Origin of the sequence: Diaphorobacter caeni, from assembly GCF_015354245.1 — a bacterium.
GTDB lineage: Bacteria > Pseudomonadota > Gammaproteobacteria > Burkholderiales > Burkholderiaceae_C > Diaphorobacter_A > Diaphorobacter_A caeni.
Genome location: NZ_JADKYZ010000013.1, coordinates 1 through 17,590 on the forward strand (window position 1 = coordinate 1; position 17,590 = coordinate 17,590).

Annotated in this window: 17 protein-coding genes; 9 read left to right on the top strand and 8 right to left on the bottom strand. The window is 64.7% G+C overall.

Annotated elements, in window-relative coordinates:
* Positions 1-207, top strand: a 207-nt coding sequence (locus ISG32_RS27690) for a hypothetical protein (RefSeq protein ID WP_228530107.1), incomplete at its 5' end; no start/stop codon positions are given.
* A gap of 174 nt (positions 208-381) precedes the next feature.
* A complete protein-coding gene (locus tag ISG32_RS25010) occupies positions 382-2,277 on the top strand; it encodes an ATP-binding cassette domain-containing protein (protein ID WP_194773732.1) in 1,896 nt (631 codons plus the stop codon).
* Between the two features lie 34 nt (positions 2,278-2,311).
* Here ISG32_RS25010 and ISG32_RS25015 read toward each other — a convergent pair whose 3' ends face one another.
* From ISG32_RS25015 to ISG32_RS25050, 8 genes are all read right to left on the bottom strand, one after another.
* Entirely contained in the window at positions 2,312-3,445 is a 1,134-nt protein-coding gene (locus ISG32_RS25015; RefSeq protein WP_194773733.1) for a protein-glutamate methylesterase/protein-glutamine glutaminase, read from the bottom strand.
* Between the two features lie 4 nt (positions 3,446-3,449).
* Complete coding sequence (gene cheD / locus ISG32_RS25020) at positions 3,450-4,130, bottom strand: chemoreceptor glutamine deamidase CheD (RefSeq protein WP_194773734.1); 681 nt, start codon at positions 4,128-4,130, stop codon at positions 3,450-3,452.
* A gap of 46 nt (positions 4,131-4,176) precedes the next feature.
* Complete coding sequence (locus tag ISG32_RS25025; RefSeq protein ID WP_407645093.1) at positions 4,177-5,097, bottom strand: CheR family methyltransferase; 921 nt, start codon at positions 5,095-5,097, stop codon at positions 4,177-4,179.
* A 19-nt stretch (positions 5,098-5,116) separates the two neighbouring features.
* The gene (locus ISG32_RS25030; RefSeq protein WP_194773735.1) at positions 5,117-5,608 is read right to left on the bottom strand and encodes a chemotaxis protein CheW; all 492 of its coding nucleotides are present in this window, start codon (positions 5,606-5,608) and stop codon (positions 5,117-5,119) included.
* Complete coding sequence (locus tag ISG32_RS25035) at positions 5,605-7,809, bottom strand: chemotaxis protein CheW (protein WP_194773736.1); 2,205 nt, start codon at positions 7,807-7,809, stop codon at positions 5,605-5,607. The genes ISG32_RS25030 and ISG32_RS25035 overlap by 4 nt, the downstream gene beginning before the upstream one ends.
* Before the next feature lie 42 nt (positions 7,810-7,851).
* Positions 7,852-8,214, bottom strand: coding sequence for a response regulator (locus tag ISG32_RS25040; RefSeq protein ID WP_194773737.1), 363 nt, complete (start codon positions 8,212-8,214; stop codon positions 7,852-7,854).
* A gap of 93 nt (positions 8,215-8,307) precedes the next feature.
* Positions 8,308-8,748: a hypothetical protein gene (locus tag ISG32_RS25045; RefSeq protein ID WP_194773738.1), complete on the bottom strand. Its 441-nt coding sequence runs from the start codon at positions 8,746-8,748 to the stop codon at positions 8,308-8,310.
* A gap of 374 nt (positions 8,749-9,122) precedes the next feature.
* On the bottom strand, positions 9,123-10,604 hold the full coding sequence (locus ISG32_RS25050) for an aminotransferase-like domain-containing protein (protein WP_194773739.1): 1,482 nt from the start codon (positions 10,602-10,604) through the stop codon (positions 9,123-9,125).
* 202 nt (positions 10,605-10,806) lie between these two features.
* Between ISG32_RS25050 and ISG32_RS25055 the strand changes: the two genes are divergently transcribed.
* The 7 genes from ISG32_RS25055 to ISG32_RS25085 all read left to right on the top strand — a co-directional run bounded on the left by ISG32_RS25055 (position 10,807) and on the right by ISG32_RS25085 (position 17,555).
* Complete coding sequence (locus ISG32_RS25055; protein WP_194773740.1) at positions 10,807-11,406, top strand: LysE family translocator; 600 nt, start codon at positions 10,807-10,809, stop codon at positions 11,404-11,406.
* Positions 11,407-11,572: 166 nt separating this feature from the next.
* Complete coding sequence (locus tag ISG32_RS25060) at positions 11,573-12,763, top strand: aminotransferase-like domain-containing protein (RefSeq protein ID WP_194773741.1); 1,191 nt, start codon at positions 11,573-11,575, stop codon at positions 12,761-12,763.
* A gap of 209 nt (positions 12,764-12,972) precedes the next feature.
* Positions 12,973-13,596, top strand: coding sequence for a glutathione S-transferase family protein (locus ISG32_RS25065; protein WP_194773742.1), 624 nt, complete (start codon positions 12,973-12,975; stop codon positions 13,594-13,596).
* Between the two features lie 59 nt (positions 13,597-13,655).
* Positions 13,656-14,576 carry a PhzF family phenazine biosynthesis protein gene (locus ISG32_RS25070; protein WP_194773743.1) on the top strand — a complete coding sequence of 307 codons (921 nt, stop codon included), beginning with the start codon at positions 13,656-13,658 and terminating at the stop codon, positions 14,574-14,576.
* Between the two features lie 2 nt (positions 14,577-14,578).
* On the top strand, positions 14,579-15,289 hold the full coding sequence (locus ISG32_RS25075; RefSeq protein ID WP_194773744.1) for a VOC family protein: 711 nt from the start codon (positions 14,579-14,581) through the stop codon (positions 15,287-15,289).
* A 14-nt stretch (positions 15,290-15,303) separates the two neighbouring features.
* Positions 15,304-16,272, top strand: a complete 969-nt coding sequence (locus ISG32_RS25080; protein WP_194773745.1) for a threonine dehydratase — start codon at positions 15,304-15,306, stop codon at positions 16,270-16,272.
* A gap of 209 nt (positions 16,273-16,481) precedes the next feature.
* On the top strand, positions 16,482-17,555 hold the full coding sequence (locus ISG32_RS25085; protein ID WP_194773746.1) for a cyclase family protein: 1,074 nt from the start codon (positions 16,482-16,484) through the stop codon (positions 17,553-17,555).
* Positions 17,556-17,590 lie beyond the last annotated feature (35 nt).

Sequence of the window (17,590 nt, forward strand, 5' to 3'; positions counted from 1 at the left end):
TGCGACCCAGAAGAAGAAATCCAAGATTTCTTTTTTCTCACCACCCAGAGTCATCACCGAATCACCAGCAACCACCTCTTGGTAGCGAAGCCCTCTATTCTATACCGATTTTTGAACCAACCGGGAAGTTTAGAGAACTTTTTTCAACCGCTTCTCTTGCTGCCTGCAATCCGCCTTTCGGCGACTTGCAATGTGACTGCTTGTTGAAGCGATGGAGTGATTGTAGTCCGGGTTTTCCCTGAAATTTGTGAGTTTGATAGTTTTTTTACGAAATCTGTCCATCTGCATGCCGCCCTGCCCCTCTGAGCAAAGGCATTTCCCGAGGGGCTGCATAGGCTCCATATATAGAGGGCCGCTCGCAGGTGCGGATAATCCCGTCCCATGGCACTCATCACACTACTAGATGCGCAACTGGCTTTTGGTCATGTTGCCCTGCTCGACCATGCGGATTTCGCGCTGGAGAACTCCGAGCGCGTCGGCCTGATCGGCCGCAACGGCGCGGGCAAATCCTCGTTGCTCAAGATTCTGGCCGGCATGGCCAAGGCGGACGACGGCAAGCTGCATGTTCAACAGGGCCTGCGCTCCACCTATGTGGCGCAGGAGCCGGATCTGAATCCGGAGTCCACCATTTTCGAGGTCGCCTCCGAAGGTCTGGGCAATGTGGTGGAGTGGCGCGAGCAATATCTCTCCGGCGCTGCGGATGTCGATCTGGATGCGCTGCAAACCAAAATCGAAGCACATGACGGCTGGAACTGGGAGCAGCGCGTGGAAGAGACGCTGCACCGGCTGCATCTCGATGCGACCGCGCGCATCTCGACCTTGTCCGGCGGCACGAAGAAGCGCGTCGCCCTGGCTCGCGCGCTCGTTGCCAAGCCCGACGTGCTGCTGCTTGACGAGCCCACCAACCATCTGGACCTCGACTCCATCACATGGCTTGAAGAACTGCTGATCGATTTCAAGGGCAGCCTCGTCACCATCACCCATGACCGGGCGTTTCTGGATCGCGTGGCGACACGCATCGTGGAACTCGATCGGGGGCAGCTGCGTTCCTATCCCGGCAACTTCGCGGCCTATGTGACGCAGAAGGAAGAGCAGCTCGCGCAGGAGGCCGTCATCAACGCCAAGGCCGACAAGCTGCTCGCGCAAGAGGAAATCTGGATTCGCAAGGGTGTGGAAGCACGCCGCACGCGCGCTCAGGGCCGCATCACGCGCCTGGAGAACATGCGCGCCAAGCGCGAAGCGCGTCGCGACGCGCTGGGCAGCGTGAACATGGATATCGCTTCGGGCTCGCAGAACGGTTACCAAGGCAAGATCATTGCCGAGCTGACCGACGTGAGTCTGGCCTTCGGCGAAAAGCAGATCGTCAAAAATTTCACCGGCACCATTCTGCGCGGCGACAAGGTCGGACTGATCGGCCCCAACGGCGCCGGCAAAACGACGCTGCTGCGCATGATTCTGGGCGAGCTCGAGCCCGACTCTGGCAAAGTGCGCCGCGGCAACAATCTGCAGATCGCCTATTTCGACCAAATGCGCCAGTCCGTCAATCTGGATGCGACGCTCGAAGACTTCATCAGCCCCGGCAGCGAATGGATCGAGATCGGCAACCAGCGCAAGCATGTGAAGAGCTATCTGAGCGACTTTCTGTTCTCCCCCGCGCGCGCCCACTCTCCCGTGCGATCGCTGTCCGGTGGCGAGCGCAACCGGCTGCTGCTCGCGCGCCTGTTCGCACGTCCCGCCAACGTGCTGGTGCTCGACGAGCCGACCAACGACCTCGACATCGACACGCTGGAACTGCTCGAAGAGCTGCTGCAAAGCTATGACGGCACCGTGTTCCTCGTGAGCCATGACCGGCAGTTTCTCGACAACGTGGTGACCAGCACCATCGCCTACGAAGATGCGGGCGTGTGGACGGAGTACGAGGGCAGCGTGGAAGACTGGCTGACGCAGTCACGCCGCCGCCGTGACCTCGCCGCCGCTGCTGCGGCTCCAAAGAAGGAAGCGCGCAAGGAAGAAGCCAGCCCGGCGGACAACGGCACGCGCGCCGCCCCTCCCGCCCAGAAACGCAAACTCAGCTACAAGGAGCAGCGCGAGCTGGACCAGCTGCCCGCCCAGATCGATGCACTGGAGACCGAGCAGAAGTCGATTCAGACCGAACTCGCGGATGGCACGATCTACTCACGCGATGCCGCACGCGCCGCAGCACTGAATGTGCGCGATGGCGAAATCGAAGAGCTGCTGATGCACGCGCTGGAGCGTTGGTCCGAACTCTCGGCCTGATGCGCCGGCGGGCCGCGCTGGTCAATACGGCGACTCAGTACGGCGGCTCATCGAGCAACGGGCCCGGCCCCACGCTCTTGAGCAGCCTTGCCAGCACGGCCGGTCCGATCTGGGGCAGCGGCAGGACGGCATCCACCGCGCCATGCGCGATGGCTTCCCGCGGCATGCCGAAGACCACGCAGGTGGCCTGATCCTGGGCGAAGTTGTAGCTGCCCGCCTCCTTCATCACGCGCATCGCGGACGCGCCGTCGCTGCCCATGCCGGTAAGCATGATGCCGATGGCATTGGGCCCCGCGGCAGCGGCAGCCGAGCGGAACAGCACATCGACGGATGGCTTGTGCCGGTTGACCGTCTCGCCATCGAAGATCGACGCGACGTAGCGCCCCACGCGCCGTGCCACGGCAAAGTGCTTGCCACCCGGCGCGATGTAGGCATGGCCCGGCAGGAGCGGCTCGCCATGCATGGCCTCGGTCACCGTCACGGTGCTGAGCTCGTTGAGACGCGCGGCGAAGCTGGCCGTGAAGCCTGCCGGCATGTGCTGCACGATGACGACGGGCGGCGCATCGCTCGGCATGCAGGCCAGCACCTCGCGCACCGCTTCGGTCCCGCCGGTGGATGCGCCGATGCAGATCAGCTTGTCGCTCAGCAGCGACGACGCAATCCGCAGCGGCTGCGTGTTCTGCAATGGCCGCTCGCGCTCTGGCGTCCTGATCGCACGCAGCCGCCTGCCAGACTCGAGCGACAGAGACGGCAGACGCTTGACCTTCGCTTGCGCGGCGACGCGAATCTTCTCAACGATCTGCTGCGCCAGCTCGAGCAGACCGTTCTCGATGCCAAGGCGCGGTTTGGCGACGAAGTCCACAGCGCCGAGCTCAAGCGCGCGCATCGTGACATCCGCGCCATGTTCGGTGAGCGTTGAAATCATCAGCACCGGCATGGGCCGCAAACGCATCAGACGACCGAGAAAATCGATGCCGTCCATATGCGGCATCTCCACGTCGAGCGTGACCACATCGGGATTGAGATCGCGGATCATCTCGCGCGCCGCCAACGCGTCGTTGGCCGCGCCCACGCACTCCATGTCCGCCTGTCGGTTGATGATTTCCTTGAGCAGGTTTCTCACCAGTGCCGAATCATCGACCACCAGCACCCGGCATTTGCCCGACATCTGCTCAGCCCTTCCGTTGACCAAAGAGATCCACGGAACCACCACGCGTGGCGCGCACCACCGAAGCCGCGTTGCCACGCGCCTCGAGCGCCGCCAGTTGTTCCTGGTGCGTGTGGGCCAGACGCTTGACCATCGCCTTGCCGGACGTGCCGAAGAACACGACCTTGCGCGGATGGATGTCGAGCACGTCTTCGGACACGACGGGAATGCGCTCGGTGCGCAGATACTCGCGCACGAACCCCGTATTGCGCTCCCCCACGTTCATGTTGGTGAACCCATGGATCACCTGCGCGCCGCCGAAGATCTTGGCCTGAATGAATTCGCGACGCGCGCCGAGCTTCATCATCTCGTTGATCAGCAGCTCCATCGCGTACGAGCCGTAGCGCCCCGACAGATCCGTCGAGTCTCCCACCGGCAGCATGAAGTGGTTCATGCCCCCCACGCCCGCGCGGCTGTCCCACAGACAGGCGGAGATGCAGGAGCCGAGCACGGTGATCAGCATCACGTTCTCATTGGTCACGAAATATTCACCCGGCAGCACCTTGACCGCGTTGTGCTGGAAATGGTTGTCGAAAAAGAAGAACGCGGCCTGCCCCGGCGCCACGGGACGCGCCTTGAGCTGCTCCAGCGACACGTCCAGCGGGCCGCGCGCACGCAGTGTTGATTGCGCCACTTCGGTGTTCATGGCCCGGTCCTCGATGCCGCGTCCACGGCGATCCTCGAATGGGTTTTCATAGACGCTCGTACACCGTCTTTCCGCGCAGCACGAACAGGTCGCGCGCGTCGCTGAAATGTTCGGCATGCCCCACGAAGAGCAGACCACCGGGTCGCATCACCGCGTGCAATCGCTCGAGCACTCCGCGCTGGGTTTCCGCGTCGAAGTAGATCATCACGTTGCGGCAGAACACCACGTCAAGCGGCTGCTGGAAAGGCCAGTCCGCGTCGATCAGATTGATGTGCTGAAACTCCACTGCCTGCTGCAGAGCAGGGCGCACGCGCACCAGCCCCGCATTCACCCCGGTGCCACGCAGAAAGAAACGGTGCAGCCGCTCCTCGCTCAGGCCCTTCAGGTGATCGTCACGAAACACGCCCTCCGCTGCCCGCTTCAGCACGCGCGAATCGATGTCGCTCGCCAGCACCTTGAAGCGCGCGGCTTGCGGGCCAAGCGTCTCGTGGGCCGTCATCACGATGGAGTATGGCTCCTCGCCCGTCGACGCCGCGCAGCTCCAGACATGCCAGGGACCGTTCGGATGCTGCGCCAACCAGGTGGCCAGCATCTCGAAATGGTGCGGTTCGCGGAAGAAGGCCGTGAGGTTCGTGGTCAGCACATTCACGAACTCCTGCCACTCCTCGTGGTCTGGTCGCAGCTCCAGCCAGTTCAGATAGTCGTGGAAACTCTTGTGGCCGGTTTCACGCAGTCGGCGCGCGACGCGGCTGTATGCCATCGCCTGTTTGCCGCCATGCAGATGGATGCCAGCGCGCGCGCGGATCAGCGTGCGGATGCGATCGAAGTCCTGCGCCGTCCAGAGAAACTCGCGCTCGCCGATATCTCCGTCGGGCATGCCGTCCGCAGTCAGGTCCGCCGCCGGTGCGCGGCGACGCCGCACGACTGGAGGTTCGTCGGGATGAAGGGAGGCAAGCGCTGATGTCATCGTGCTGTTGCCAGTGCGCTCACGCGTCTGCGGGGACCAGCCCCATGTCGACGCTGGACATCAGCTTCTCGATGTCCAGCAGGATCAGCATGCGCTGGGCCACACTGCCCAGACCTTCGATGCATTCGTGGTCGATGGCGCTGTCGAATTCGGGCACGTTGCTGATCTCGTCGCTCTTCAGATGCAGCACGTCGCTCACCGAATCGACGACCACGCCGACCACGCGGTCGAGCAGGTTCAGAATGATCACCACCGTGAAGTCGCCGTAGTGCGGCGCGCTGCTCCGGTGCAGCTTCATGCGCAGATCGACGATGGGCACGATGGTGCCTCGCAGATTGACCACGCCCTTGATGAACGCAGGCGTTCTCGCGATGCGCGTGGGCGCTTCGTAGCGCCGGATCTCGCGCACCTTGAGGATGTCGATTCCGTACTCCTCTTCGGCAATGCGGAACGTGAGATATTCCTTGCCCTGCGCCGCAGCGCCCAGCGCCTGCATGGCCGCGTCGTTCATACCAGCTCTCCCAGATCGCTCGCGAGCGAAGCGCGCGTTCCGCACGCCCGGCGCACGATGGACGTTGCATCGAGAATCAGCGCCACCGAGCCGTCTCCCAGAATCGTGGCGCCCGACACATTCGGAATCTTGCGATAGTTGGTCTCGAGATTCTTGACCACCACCTGATGCTGACCGAGCAGCTCGTCCACGCGCAGCGCGACTCGGCTGTCCTCCACTTCCACCACGACCATGATGTCCGCATGGCGCGCCAATGCCGATGCGCTGCGCGGCACGTCAAACAACTTGTCGAGCTCGACCACCGGCATGTATTCGTCGCGCACCTTCACCAGCGGCGAGCCCTGCGCGACCGTGTTCACATGGTCCGCGGAAACCTGGAAGGACTCCACCACCGAGGACAGCGGCAGGATGTAGACCTCGTCGCCCACCGCGACCGACATGCCATCCATGATGGCGAGCGTGAGCGGCAGTCGCACCGAGATGCGCGTGCCGTAGCCTTCGGCCGAATCGATCTCCACGCTGCCGCCCAGCGCCGCGATGCTGCGCTTGACCACATCCATTCCCACGCCGCGCCCGGAGACGTCGGTGACCACATCGGCCGTCGAGAAGCCCGGCTCGAACACCAGTCCCCAGACATCCTGATCGCTCATCTCGTCCGATACTGGAAGGCCGCGCTCGTGCGCCTTGCGCAGAATCTTCTCGCGCGAGAGGCCGCGCCCGTCGTCATGCACCTCGATCATGATGGAGCCGCCCTGATGCGAGGCCGACAGCGTGATCGTGCCGTGTTCCGGCTTGCCCGCGGCGACGCGCTCGACCGGCGTCTCGATGCCGTGGTCGCAGCTGTTGCGCACCAGGTGCGTGAGTGGATCGGTGATCTTCTCGACCATGCTCTTGTCGAGCTCCGTCGCTTCGCCCTGCGTGACCAGCTCGACGTTCTTGCCGCACTTGAAGGCCAGATCGCGCAGCATGCGCGGAAAGCGGTTGAACACCACCGACATCGGGATCATGCGGATCGACATGACCGACTCCTGCAGCTCGCGCGTGTTGCGCTCAAGGTCCGCCAACCCGGTGAGCAACTGCTGGTGCAGTCGCGTATCCAGCCCCAGGCTGTTCTGCGCGAGCATGGCCTGGGTGATCACCAGTTCGCCCACCAGATTGATGAGCTGGTCCACCTTGCTGACGGCCACGCGGATCGTCGCCGCTTCCACGTGGGAGGTCGTGTTGACCTTGTGCTCGAACCCACCGCCCACGGGCTTGCCGGCCTGAGCCGTGCTCTGCGGACTGACTTCGGGCTCGACCATCAGTTCGACCGGCAGTCCCGGCGCGCCGCTGAAGAGGCCGAAGAACTCGTCCTCCATCACCTCCGGCGGCTGCGAATCGGCAACGTCGGAATGCAACGCGGAATCCGGCCCCGCGATGATCTCCTCCTGATCGATCCCCAGCTGCTCGTCCGACAGATGGAAGGCCAGCAGATCGCGCAGTTCGTCATCGGTCAGGCGCGTTTCGACGATCAGCGCACGCACATTGGCCTGGAGCACCGGCAGTTCGTCGATCTGCGCCACGTTGGGCATGCTGCACAGCAGATCGGCCACCTCGTCCGCCGCCTCGGCGGTCTGCATCGGGCCGATGCGCAGCGCCAGTCTGCGCAGTGGTTGCTGCTCATCCCGCGCGACTTGCGGCTCGAAAAGGCCATACTCGCTCGCCACACCCGAGGGTACGCCCCCCGCAACTGCGGCGCCGGCAGCGGCTGCTGCAGCCGTCGATTGCAGACGCCCACTCACCAGCTCGCTGATGCGGCGCACCAGCGCTGCGGTCGATGGCGGCTCGCTGGTCTCGCCGTCCTGGTGGCGCGTGAGCAGCTCGCGCGACAGGTCGGCGGCATCCAGCAGCACATCGACCAGATCGGGCGACAGCGAGAGCTCGCGTCGACGCACGCGGTCGAGCAGCGATTCCATCTGGTGGGTGAGCTCGGCGATGTCGGTGAAGCCGAAGGTCGCAGCGCCCCCCTTGATGGAGTGCGCGCAGCGGAAGATAGCGTTGAGCTGCTCGTCGTTGGCGTTGGCCAGATCGACATGCAGCAGCATGTGCTCCATCTGCTCGAGGTTCTCGACCGCCTCGTCAAAGAAGATCTGGTAGAACTGACTGAGATCGAAGGGTGCTGGTGCGCCCGCGCCCGCGCCTTCTGGGTGGGTGTCGGCCATGCTGTTCTCCAAGTGGACTGCTGTGAGGCTGCGGCCCGTGCCTCAGCGCAGAACCTTCTGAATCACTTCGATCAGACGATTGGGATCGAACGGCTTGACCAGCCAGCCGGTGGCGCCGGCTGCGCGTCCGGCCTGCTTCATCTGCTCGCTCGACTCGGTGGTCAGGATCAGAATCGGCGTCGTCTTGAACTTGGGGTGCTCGCGCAGCTTGCGCGTGAGGCCGATGCCGTCAAGGCGCGGCATGTTCTGGTCGGCCAGCACGAGGTCGATGTCCTGACCCTCGGCCTTCTCGAGCGCATCCTGCCCATCGACCGCCTCCACGACGTGGTAGCCCGCGCCGGTCAGCGTGAACGACACCATTTTGCGCATGGAAGGCGAGTCATCAACAGCAAGAATGGATGGCATGGGAGTGGAACCTTTATCTAACTTTATGGGTGCAATGGAACGGGGGCCGTTGAGCGTGGAATGGTGCGGAGTCGGACTCTTCTCATCCAGAGATCAGAACAGCTCGATGGAGCCCGCAGCCATTTCGCTCTGCGTCACCGGATTGGGGCGTTGGGGCGCCACGTCGTGGAGGGCTGCCGCCTCGTCCGCAGAGCCCATGGCTTCGGCGCCGAGCTGGAAGGCGCAGGAGCGCACGACCTTGGTCGTGTGGGTGATCAGCTGTGTCGCCATGTCGTGGAACTGCAGTTCGGTGACCGCGCTGCGCAGCGCGACGCGTGCCTTTTCGAGGCGCTCGGACTGCATCACCACATCGTCGCTCAGCAGGCCGTCAGCCTCGCCGAAGCGCTGCAGCAGGTTGTCGGTCGCGTCGCCGAGAAGCCCTTCCAGGCGGTGGAGATCGTGCATCACCATCAACAGCGAATCCTGCAGCTCCGCCACCGTCATCACCGAAACGGGGACTGCAGGTTCACCAGAGCTAGTCAGCGTAGATTGCATTGTTTCTCCATGTGCTGAGGCCACCACCTTGCGCCAATCGGCGCGGCGCGGCGAGCCAGCGTCGACTCCCATGCGCGAACACCTTGCTGGCGACAGTACCGCCAGCATTTCAATATGTAAATGGGATGATACCGACTTCTCACTATCGCAAATTATCGACCTTGCGTAACTGTTAATACATACAGACCTTCATTCCTGACTCCATGGAACGGCCCACCGCCCCCAACGCAAGCCACCACTCCTTGGGAGCGATCCATCAGCCAACGATTTTCCGAAGCCAAACGAAGTGGATCAATTTGTTATTTTTAATTCACTTTGTTTGCAAAAATTGAAAATCGAATCTGAATCGATTCGGAGTTTCCCCAGCCCGGGTGTCAGCCACGCAACGAGCTTTCCGCGACCACCCGCTTCCAGACCTTCCAGAACTGGGGATCCAGCGTGTTCGCAAAATTGATCCGCATGAGCGTACACGGCCTGCGCGTGGCGTGGAACAGCGCGCCGGGCGCGATGAGGTAGCCCTCGTCGAGCATGCGCTGGGCGAGCATGTCGGTGTCCACGCCGGTCTCCACCCAGCCGAACATGCCGCTGGGCTCGGCCACGAACGTGCAGCCCGCCTCCAGCGCCAGTTGCACGCTGCGCGCGCGCGCCGTGGCGATGCGCAGCCGCATGCGCTCCGCGTGACGGCGCAGCTGGCCCTGCTCTATGCACAGCGCCAGCGCCTTCTCCAGAATGCTCGGCGTGGTGAGGGTGGACAGCAGCTTGGTGTCGAGGAGCCGCTCAACCAGCTCGGGCGGCGTGGCCAGGTAGCCGATGCGCCAGTTGGGCGCGAGTATCTTGGCGAAGCCGTTCACGTAGATGGTGCGCTGCAGCCCGTCCAGGCTCGACAGGCGCGTGGCGTGCGCGGGAGCGATATGGCCGTAAGTGTCGTCCTCGACGACGTAGAAGTTGAAGCGCTCGGCCAACTGCAGGATCTGGTGCGCGCTGCCCGGCGAGAGGCTGTAGCCCGTGGGGTTGTGCAGCACGCTCACGCTCACGTAGAGCTTGGGCGCGTAGGTTTCGCAATAGTGCGCCATCACCTCGAGATCGGGCCCTTCCGGGCCGCGCGGCACGGGCAGCACCCGCATGCCGAGCGCGTCGAGCCGCGCATATTCGAGCGACCAGCCGGGCTCCTCAACCATCACCGGATCGCCAGCCTTGAGCAGCGTGCGGCTCACGATGTCGAGCGCATGCGTCGCGCCCACGGTCGTCATGATCTGGTTGGGCGTCGCCGAGATGTTGATGTCCGCCAGCCGCTGCGCCAGCACCGAGCGCAGCCCCGAATCGCCGAGCGGCTCGCCGTAGCTCAGCGAGCCTGCACGCAGCGTCTCGATGGTGGTGATCTTGCGCACCGCGGCGGGCATGAAGCGCGCCTCCTCCAGCCACTGCACCGGCAGCACGCCCGAGCCCGGTTGCGGCTTGTTCGACGCCTGATAGAACATGCCGCGCATCAGCGAAGTGGCATTGATGAGCGAGCCCGACGAGCGCGGCGGCCGCACGCCGAGCGGTGCGACCGGGTTCACCGCCGCTGCAAGGCCCTCGTCGACCACCGGCGATGACCCGGGCGACGCGGCCGGGCTCTTCTGCAGCACGTCGCGCACGAAGAAGCCGCGCTGGCGGCGCGCATCGACCAGCCCCTGAGCGAGCAGTTTGTCATATGCGGCCACGACCGTATAGGCGCTCACCCCCTGCTGATGGGCGCAGGCGCGCACCGAGGGGAGCTTGGCGCCCGCTGGCAGCAGGCGGGTGCGAATGCGCTCGGCGAAGCGCTCGGCCAACTGGTCGGTAAGGGTCTGATCGGGTGTGCGGGTAAGGGCCATGGCGGTGTAATGCATTGCGGCAACGTGGCGAACCGGCGGTATGGTCGATCCGCCGCGTCTGCCCCGTTCCGCCAAGTATGCGATCTGTATCGGCCAAATCTCCAATACAGATCGTGAATTTGTAGAGCAAACTGTATTGGCACTGTAATGGTTTTTATCCTACAGTGAATCCCAAGCCATTCCCTTCACCCACCGAATTGCAATGCCCTTCGCCGAATTCACCGCACTGCTGGTTCTCGCCACGGCCATGAGCTTCACGCCCGGCCCGAACACCACGCTCTCGGCCGCGCTCGCGGCCAATCGCGGCATTCGTCCGGCAATGCGCTTCGTGTGCGCGGTGCCGGTGGGCTGGTGCGCGCTGCTGCTGCTCTGCGCGGCGGGCCTCGGTGCCGTGCTTCTCGCGGTGCCCGCGCTGCGCTGGGGCGTGAAGATCATCGGCGTCGCCTATCTGCTGTGGCTGGCCTTCAAGCTCAGCGGCAGCGGCAAGCTCTCCGAGGCCGACGCCTCGCGCATGCACATCGGATTCTGGCAAGGCGCGGCGCTGCAGTTCGTCAACATCAAGGCCTGGATGCTCGCGCTGACCATCGTCGGCGGCTGGATCATCGGCCGCGACGACGGCGTGCAGCGTCTGGCCATCGTTCTGCCGGTGATGGCGAGCTACGCTTTCACCAGCAATCTGCTCTACGCCTCCATCGGCGCGCTGCTGCGCAACTGGCTCGCCACCGGGCGACGCCTGTTGTGGTTCAACCGCCTGATGGCCCTGATTCTGGTGCTCACCGCGTACTGGATGCTCGGCACATGAACTCGCGCAGCAAGCCCCCCGAAAACCTGCATTCGCCCCCGGAGAGGGCAACCGCAGCGAAAATAGCGCTCACGCCCGCACCCGGGCATGGCCTTCATTCATCCCACAACGTTTTCCCCCACAGCCGCGCGCCGCAAGCCGGCTGCACACGCAAGAAGCAAGCATCATGACTCAATGGACTCTGGCCGCACGCGCCGAAAAGATGAATCCCTCGGTGATCCGGGAAATCCTCAAAGTGACCGAAAAGCCCGGCATCATCAGCCTGGCCGGCGGCCTGCCCTCGCCCAAGACCTTCCCGATCAGCGCGTTTGCCGAAGCCGCTGCCAGCATCCTCAACAACGACGGCGCATCCGCCCTGCAATACGCCGCGAGCGAAGGCTACATCCCGCTGCGCGAGGCGATTGCCGATTTCCTGCCCTGGGACATCAGCCCCGACCAGGTGCTGATCACCACCGGCTCGCAGCAGGCGCTGGACCTGCTCGGCAAGGTGCTGATCGACTCGGGCAGCCGCATCCTCGTGGAAACGCCCACCTACCTCGGCGCGCTGCAGGCGTTCTCGCCGATGGAGCCCAACGTGGTCTCGGTCGCAAGCGATGAGGAAGGCCCGATCGTCGCGGACTTCGTCGCCAAAGCCGGCTCCGGCGCCGACAAGGCGCGCTTCATGTACCTGCTGCCCAACTTCCAGAACCCCACGGGCCGCACGATGACCGAAGCGCGCCGCGCGGCGCTGGTCGCCAAGGCGCAGGAACTCGGCATTCCATTGGTCGAAGACAACCCCTACGGCGATCTGTGGTTCGACGAGCAGCCCCCGCTGCCGCTCACCGCGCGCAACCCCGAAGGCGGCATCTACATGGGCTCGTTCTCCAAGGTGCTGGCCCCCGGCCTGCGTCTGGGCTTCGTGGTCGCACCCAAGAACATCTATCCCAAGCTGCTGCAGGCCAAGCAGGCCGCTGACCTGCACACCCCGAGCTTCAACCAGCGCCTCGTCGCCGAAGTGATGAAGGGCGGTTTCCTCGATCGCCACGTGCCCGAGATCCGCACGCTCTACAAGGCGCAATGCGAAGCCATGGTGGCCGCTCTCGAACGCGAAATGGCCGGCCTCGACGTGAAGTGGAACCGACCCAAGGGCGGCATGTTCCTGTGGCTGCGCCTGCCCGAAGGCATCGACACCGCCAAGCTCCTGCCCAAGGCCGTCGACCGCAACGTCGCCTTCGTCCCCGGCGCCGCGTTCTATGCCGACAACGCCGACGTGCGCACCATGCGCCTGTCGTTCGTCACCGCCACCGTCGACCAGATCAACATCGCCATCGCGGCGCTGGCCGAAACGATCAAGGAAGAGCTGAACGCCAAGGCCTGAGCCAGGTGAATTTCGGTCTCCCAGACAGCTCACAAATGAAGCACATCGGGCGACCGAACCACCACCCCAACGCCAAGACAGCCCCTCAGGCTAGGCGTCGAAGCCGCAGACAGTATGTTCATACGGCAAGCCTTCGCAACAACGCATGAGGGGCTGTATTGGCGCCTCCAAACGACCAACGAACAAGCACACAAACAAGAGGCAAAGATATGTTGAGACTGTGGGGCAGGACTTCTTCGATCAATGTTCGGAAGGTGATCTGGACGGCCCAGGAACTGGACCTCGCCGTGCAGCGCACCGACGCCGGCGGCCAGTTCGGCCTAGTCCGCGAGGCCGAATACCTCGGCCACAACCCCAACGGTCTTGTCCCGCTCATCGAGGACGAGGACGGCTACCGTCTCTGGGAGTCCAACGTCATCGTGCGCTATCTCTGCGCCCGCTATGCGCATGGCGGCCTCTATCCAGACGACATCAAGGCGCGCTTCGTCGCCGAGCAGTGGATGGACTGGCAGCAGACGACCTTCAACCCCGCCGGCCGCGACGCCTTCATCCAGCTGCTGCGCACGCCCTCCGAGCAGCGCGACGATGCACGCATCGTGCGGTCGGTGAACGCCACCGTGCCGCTGCTCGCGATGCTCGAGGCGCATCTCGCCAAGAACGCCTACATGGCGGGCGACCACTTCTCCATGGCCGACATCCCCATCGGCTGTGAAATCCATCGCTGGTTCGCGCTGCCGCTGCAACGCCCACCGATGCCGCAGATCGAGCGCTGGTTCCAGTCGCTCGTGGAACGCACGGGCGCGCGCGGCGTGCTCGACATGCAGGTCAGCTAGCAGCGGATCGCCGCCGCACCAGCCAGCTTCTTTTTTCTTTCACCGTTGAGGTCCCACTTATGCGCGAACGTCGTTTCATGCAGGTCGATGTGTTTTCGTCTTCCGCCTTCAAAGGCAATCCGCTGGCCGTCGTCGTCGACGCAGAAGGCCTGAGCGATGCGCAGATGCAGACATTCGCGCGCTGGACCAACCTGTCCGAGACCAGCTTCCTTCTGCCGCCCACCCAGCCCGGTGCCGACTACCGCGTGCGCATCTTCACGCCGAGCAACGAACTGCCCTTTGCGGGCCACCCCACGCTCGGCACCTGCCACGCGTGGCTGCACAGCGGCGGCAGGCCGCAGCGCGAGGGCGTCGTGGTCCAGGAATGCGCCAAGGGTCTGGTGCCGGTCCGCGTGGACTACAGCAACGCCGCCGCGCCCCTCGCGTTTGCCGCGCCATCGTCCACGCGCAAGTCCTTCACCGAAGAACAGCTGGCCGCCGTGCTCGCCGCCATGGGCCTTCAACGCGACGAGATCGTGGACTGCGCGCTGCTCGACAACGGCCCGGTGTTCTGGGCACTGCTGCTGCGCGATCCGGACCGCGTGATGGAGCTGCAGCCCGATACCGCCGCGCTCTATGCGATGTGCACCGAAGTGGGCTTCGCCGCAAAATATGCGCCACAGAACGATGCGCTGATCGCCCGCTCGAGCCGCGAAGCGCGCGCGTTCGAGCGCAGCACGGCGGACGACGCAAGCGACATCGAGGTGCGCGTGTTCTTCAACGCCACCACCACCGCCGTCGAAGACCCGATCACCGGCAGCTTCAATGCGAGCTTCGCGCAGTGGATGATCGACGCGGGCCACATCGAGGCCCCCTACGTTGCCGCCCAGGGCACCTGCATCGACCGCGAGGGCCGTGTGCACATCTCGCGCGATGCCGAAGGCCAGGTCTGGGTCGGCGGAGCGAGCCACACACTCATCCAGGGCAAGGTGACGCTGTGACGATGAACGACACCCGCGCCCGCCTCGATCATCTCGTGGTCCTTGCCGACACGCTGAAACAAGGCGTGCGCTGGTGCGAAGCAACGCTGGGCGTGACGCCGAACGCCGGTGGCGAGCACCCGCTCATGGGCACGCACAACCGGCTCATCCACATCGCGGGCCCTGCGTTTCCACGCGCCTATCTCGAGATCATCGCGCTCAACCCCGGTGCCGTTCCCACGCGCACCGCCGGGCACAAGCGCTGGTTCGACATGGACGATCCCGCGCTGCGCAAGCAGGTGGCGAACGACGGCCCGCGGCTCATCCACTGGGTGGCCGCCGTGCCCGATCTTGCGAGCACACATGCCGCGTGGAAGAGTCAGTTGCAGATCGATCGAGGCAGCATCCTCAAGGCCAGCCGCCCCACGCCCAGCGGCCTGCTCGAATGGCAGATCACCGTGCGCGACGACGGCCAGCGCCTGATGGACGGCTGCCTGCCCACGCTGATCGAATGGGGCGCAACGCACCCCTGCGACGCCCTTCCCGCGAGCGGCGTGCAACTGCAGTCGCTGCAGCTCGTGCATGCCGATGCGGCGGCACTGGAGCGCGCGCTCGCCGCGGCGCATCTGGACCAGACAGAGATCGCTGTCACACCCACACCGCCCCACACACCCTCCAGCACCCTCCGCGCCACGTTCAGCACACCGCGCGGGCTCGTCACCCTGAACGCATGAACAGGAACCATCCCATGAACATCACCATGTCGCTCCCGTCCCTCGCGGACATCGAGTCCGCCGCGCGCACGGTCTACGAGGAATTCCAGGCCACTCCGCAGTACCGCTGGTCGCTGCTGTCGGAGCGCCTCGGCACGGACTGCTGGCTCAAGCACGAGAACCACAACCCGGTCGGTGCGTTCAAGATCCGCGGCGGGCTCACGTTCTTCGAACAGCTCGCTCAAAGCGGGCAGTTGCCGAAGTCGGTGATCAGCGCCACGCGTGGCAACCACGGCCAGAGCATCGCGTGGGCCGCGCGCAAGAACGGCGTGGCCTGCACCATCGTCGTACCGCATGGCAACTCGGTGGAGAAGAACGCCGCGATGCGCGCGCTGGGTGCCGAGCTGATCGAGCATGGCGACGATTTTCAGGAAGCGCGCGAGCACGCGATCGCACTGTCCGCGCAGAACGGCGCGCTGATGGTGCCGAGCTTTCATGCCGACCTGCTGCGCGGCGTCTCCACGCTGTGGTGGGAGCTCTTTCGCGCCGTACCGAAGATGGACGTCGCCTACGTGCCGATCGGCCTCGGCTCGGGGGCCTGCTCGGCCGTCGCGGCCAAGCTCGCGCTCGGTCATCCGGTGCGGCTCGTGGGCGTCGTGAGCACGCGTGCCACGACCTATGCCGACTCCATCGCCGCAGGCCGCGTGGTCGAGGCCCCCGTCAGCACGCAGATTGCGGATGGCCTCGCCGTGCGCGTTGCCGACGCGGGCGCGCTGTCGGTGCTGATGCAGCACCTCGACCATGTCGTGCAGGTCAGCGATGAAGAGGTTGCCGCCGCGATGAAGGCGATCTTCGAAGACACCCACAACGTGGCCGAGGGCGCGGGCGCAGCCGCGTTTGCCGCCGCGATGCAGGAGCGCGACCAGCTCAAGGGCCAGACGGTGGGCGCCGTGCTCTCGGGCGGCAACGTGGATGCGGCAGTATTCTCCAAGGTACTGGGCTGAACCTCTGTTCATTTGTTTTGCCAGTCGAAACCGGAATCGCTCGGTGGACGCTCGCAACACCGCATCGGCAGACCAGCCGTGGCAGCGCAAGGGTTTTCCCGGCGAGCGGTTTCGCTGGTCAAAACTTTTCCGCTCAAGATTGACGCACGCATCGCACACTTCCACCATTGCACGCAAACGCCGATGCAAACGGCGAAGGAGACACAGCGATGCGATGGAAACAGCGCCCCGAAGGCTCGAACTGGGGCGATTTCGGTCCGGATGACCAACTCGGCCGCACCAATCTGATCGGCCCCGAGCAGGTCCGCAAGGGCGCTGCCGAAGTGCGCGAAGGGCGCAGCTTCTGCCTCTCGCTGCCGCTCGATTTTCCGGGCGGCAACGCGCTCAACGTGCGCCGCCATCCGCCGCGCCTTCGCCCCACGAAGCGCGACGACATCGACTACCTGAACTTTCCTCTCGGCCACGTCCACCCCGGCGCCAGCGACGTGGTGAGCGACGATCAGGTGCTGCTGTCGCTGCAGTACTCCACGCAGTGGGATTCGTTCGCGCATGTGGGATCGCTGTTCGATGTCGATGGCACGGGTGAGCCGCGCATTACCTACTACAACGGATATCGCGGGCATGAACATGTGCTCGGCCCCGTCGATCACGGCCTGCCGTCTTCCACCGCGCGCTACCAGCCCATGTGCTGCGCGGGCCGCCCCGCCGACGAGAGCGTGGCGACACGCCTCGGCATCGAGAACCTCGCGGTCAAGGGCATGCAGGGCCGCGCGGTGCTAATCGACATCGCGCGCGTGTTCGGCACGGCGTTTCAGGACATCGGCTACGAGCAGCTCATGCACGCGATGTCGGTGACCGGCGCGAGCGTCGAGCCCGGCGACATGGTGCTGCTGCGCACCGGCTTCGCGGAGCTGGTGCTGTCCATGAACCGCCAGCCCGACCCGCACAAACTGCATGCAAGCTGCGCCGCGCTCGACGGCAGCGACCCGCGCCTGCTGCAGTGGATCACCGAGAGCGGCCTCACCGCGCTGGTGGCCGACAACTACGCGGTCGAGCGCCATCCACCACGCAACGTGCCAACCGACGGTTCGCGCTACCCCCTGCTGCCGCTGCATGAACACTGTTTGTTCAAGCTCGGCATTCCGCTCGGCGAGCTCTGGCACCTCCAGGAGCTCGCGGACGCGCTGCACGCGCTGGGCCGCACGCGCTTCCTGCTGACCGCGCCGCCGCTGCGCCTGCCAGGCGCCGTCGGCTCGCCGGTCACGCCCATCGCGACGATCTGAACCAACGCTTCCGACATTCAACACTCACAAAATCA

Coding starts and splice junctions, on each gene's coding strand:
- ISG32_RS25010 (WP_194773732.1), top strand. CDS start 382: ATGGCACTCATCACACTACTAGATGCGCAACTGGCTTTTGGTCATGTT.
- ISG32_RS25015 (WP_194773733.1), bottom strand. CDS start 3,445: ATGTCGGGCAAATGCCGGGTGCTGGTGGTCGATGATTCGGCACTGGTG.
- cheD (WP_194773734.1), bottom strand. CDS start 4,130: ATGAACACCGAAGTGGCGCAATCAACACTGCGTGCGCGCGGCCCGCTG.
- ISG32_RS25025 (WP_407645093.1), bottom strand. CDS start 5,097: ATGACATCAGCGCTTGCCTCCCTTCATCCCGACGAACCTCCAGTCGTG.
- ISG32_RS25030 (WP_194773735.1), bottom strand. CDS start 5,608: ATGAACGACGCGGCCATGCAGGCGCTGGGCGCTGCGGCGCAGGGCAAG.
- ISG32_RS25035 (WP_194773736.1), bottom strand. CDS start 7,809: ATGGCCGACACCCACCCAGAAGGCGCGGGCGCGGGCGCACCAGCACCC.
- ISG32_RS25040 (WP_194773737.1), bottom strand. CDS start 8,214: ATGCCATCCATTCTTGCTGTTGATGACTCGCCTTCCATGCGCAAAATG.
- ISG32_RS25045 (WP_194773738.1), bottom strand. CDS start 8,748: ATGCAATCTACGCTGACTAGCTCTGGTGAACCTGCAGTCCCCGTTTCG.
- ISG32_RS25050 (WP_194773739.1), bottom strand. CDS start 10,604: ATGGCCCTTACCCGCACACCCGATCAGACCCTTACCGACCAGTTGGCC.
- ISG32_RS25055 (WP_194773740.1), top strand. CDS start 10,807: ATGCCCTTCGCCGAATTCACCGCACTGCTGGTTCTCGCCACGGCCATG.
- ISG32_RS25060 (WP_194773741.1), top strand. CDS start 11,573: ATGACTCAATGGACTCTGGCCGCACGCGCCGAAAAGATGAATCCCTCG.
- ISG32_RS25065 (WP_194773742.1), top strand. CDS start 12,973: ATGTTGAGACTGTGGGGCAGGACTTCTTCGATCAATGTTCGGAAGGTG.
- ISG32_RS25070 (WP_194773743.1), top strand. CDS start 13,656: ATGCGCGAACGTCGTTTCATGCAGGTCGATGTGTTTTCGTCTTCCGCC.
- ISG32_RS25075 (WP_194773744.1), top strand. CDS start 14,579: ATGAACGACACCCGCGCCCGCCTCGATCATCTCGTGGTCCTTGCCGAC.
- ISG32_RS25080 (WP_194773745.1), top strand. CDS start 15,304: ATGAACATCACCATGTCGCTCCCGTCCCTCGCGGACATCGAGTCCGCC.
- ISG32_RS25085 (WP_194773746.1), top strand. CDS start 16,482: ATGCGATGGAAACAGCGCCCCGAAGGCTCGAACTGGGGCGATTTCGGT.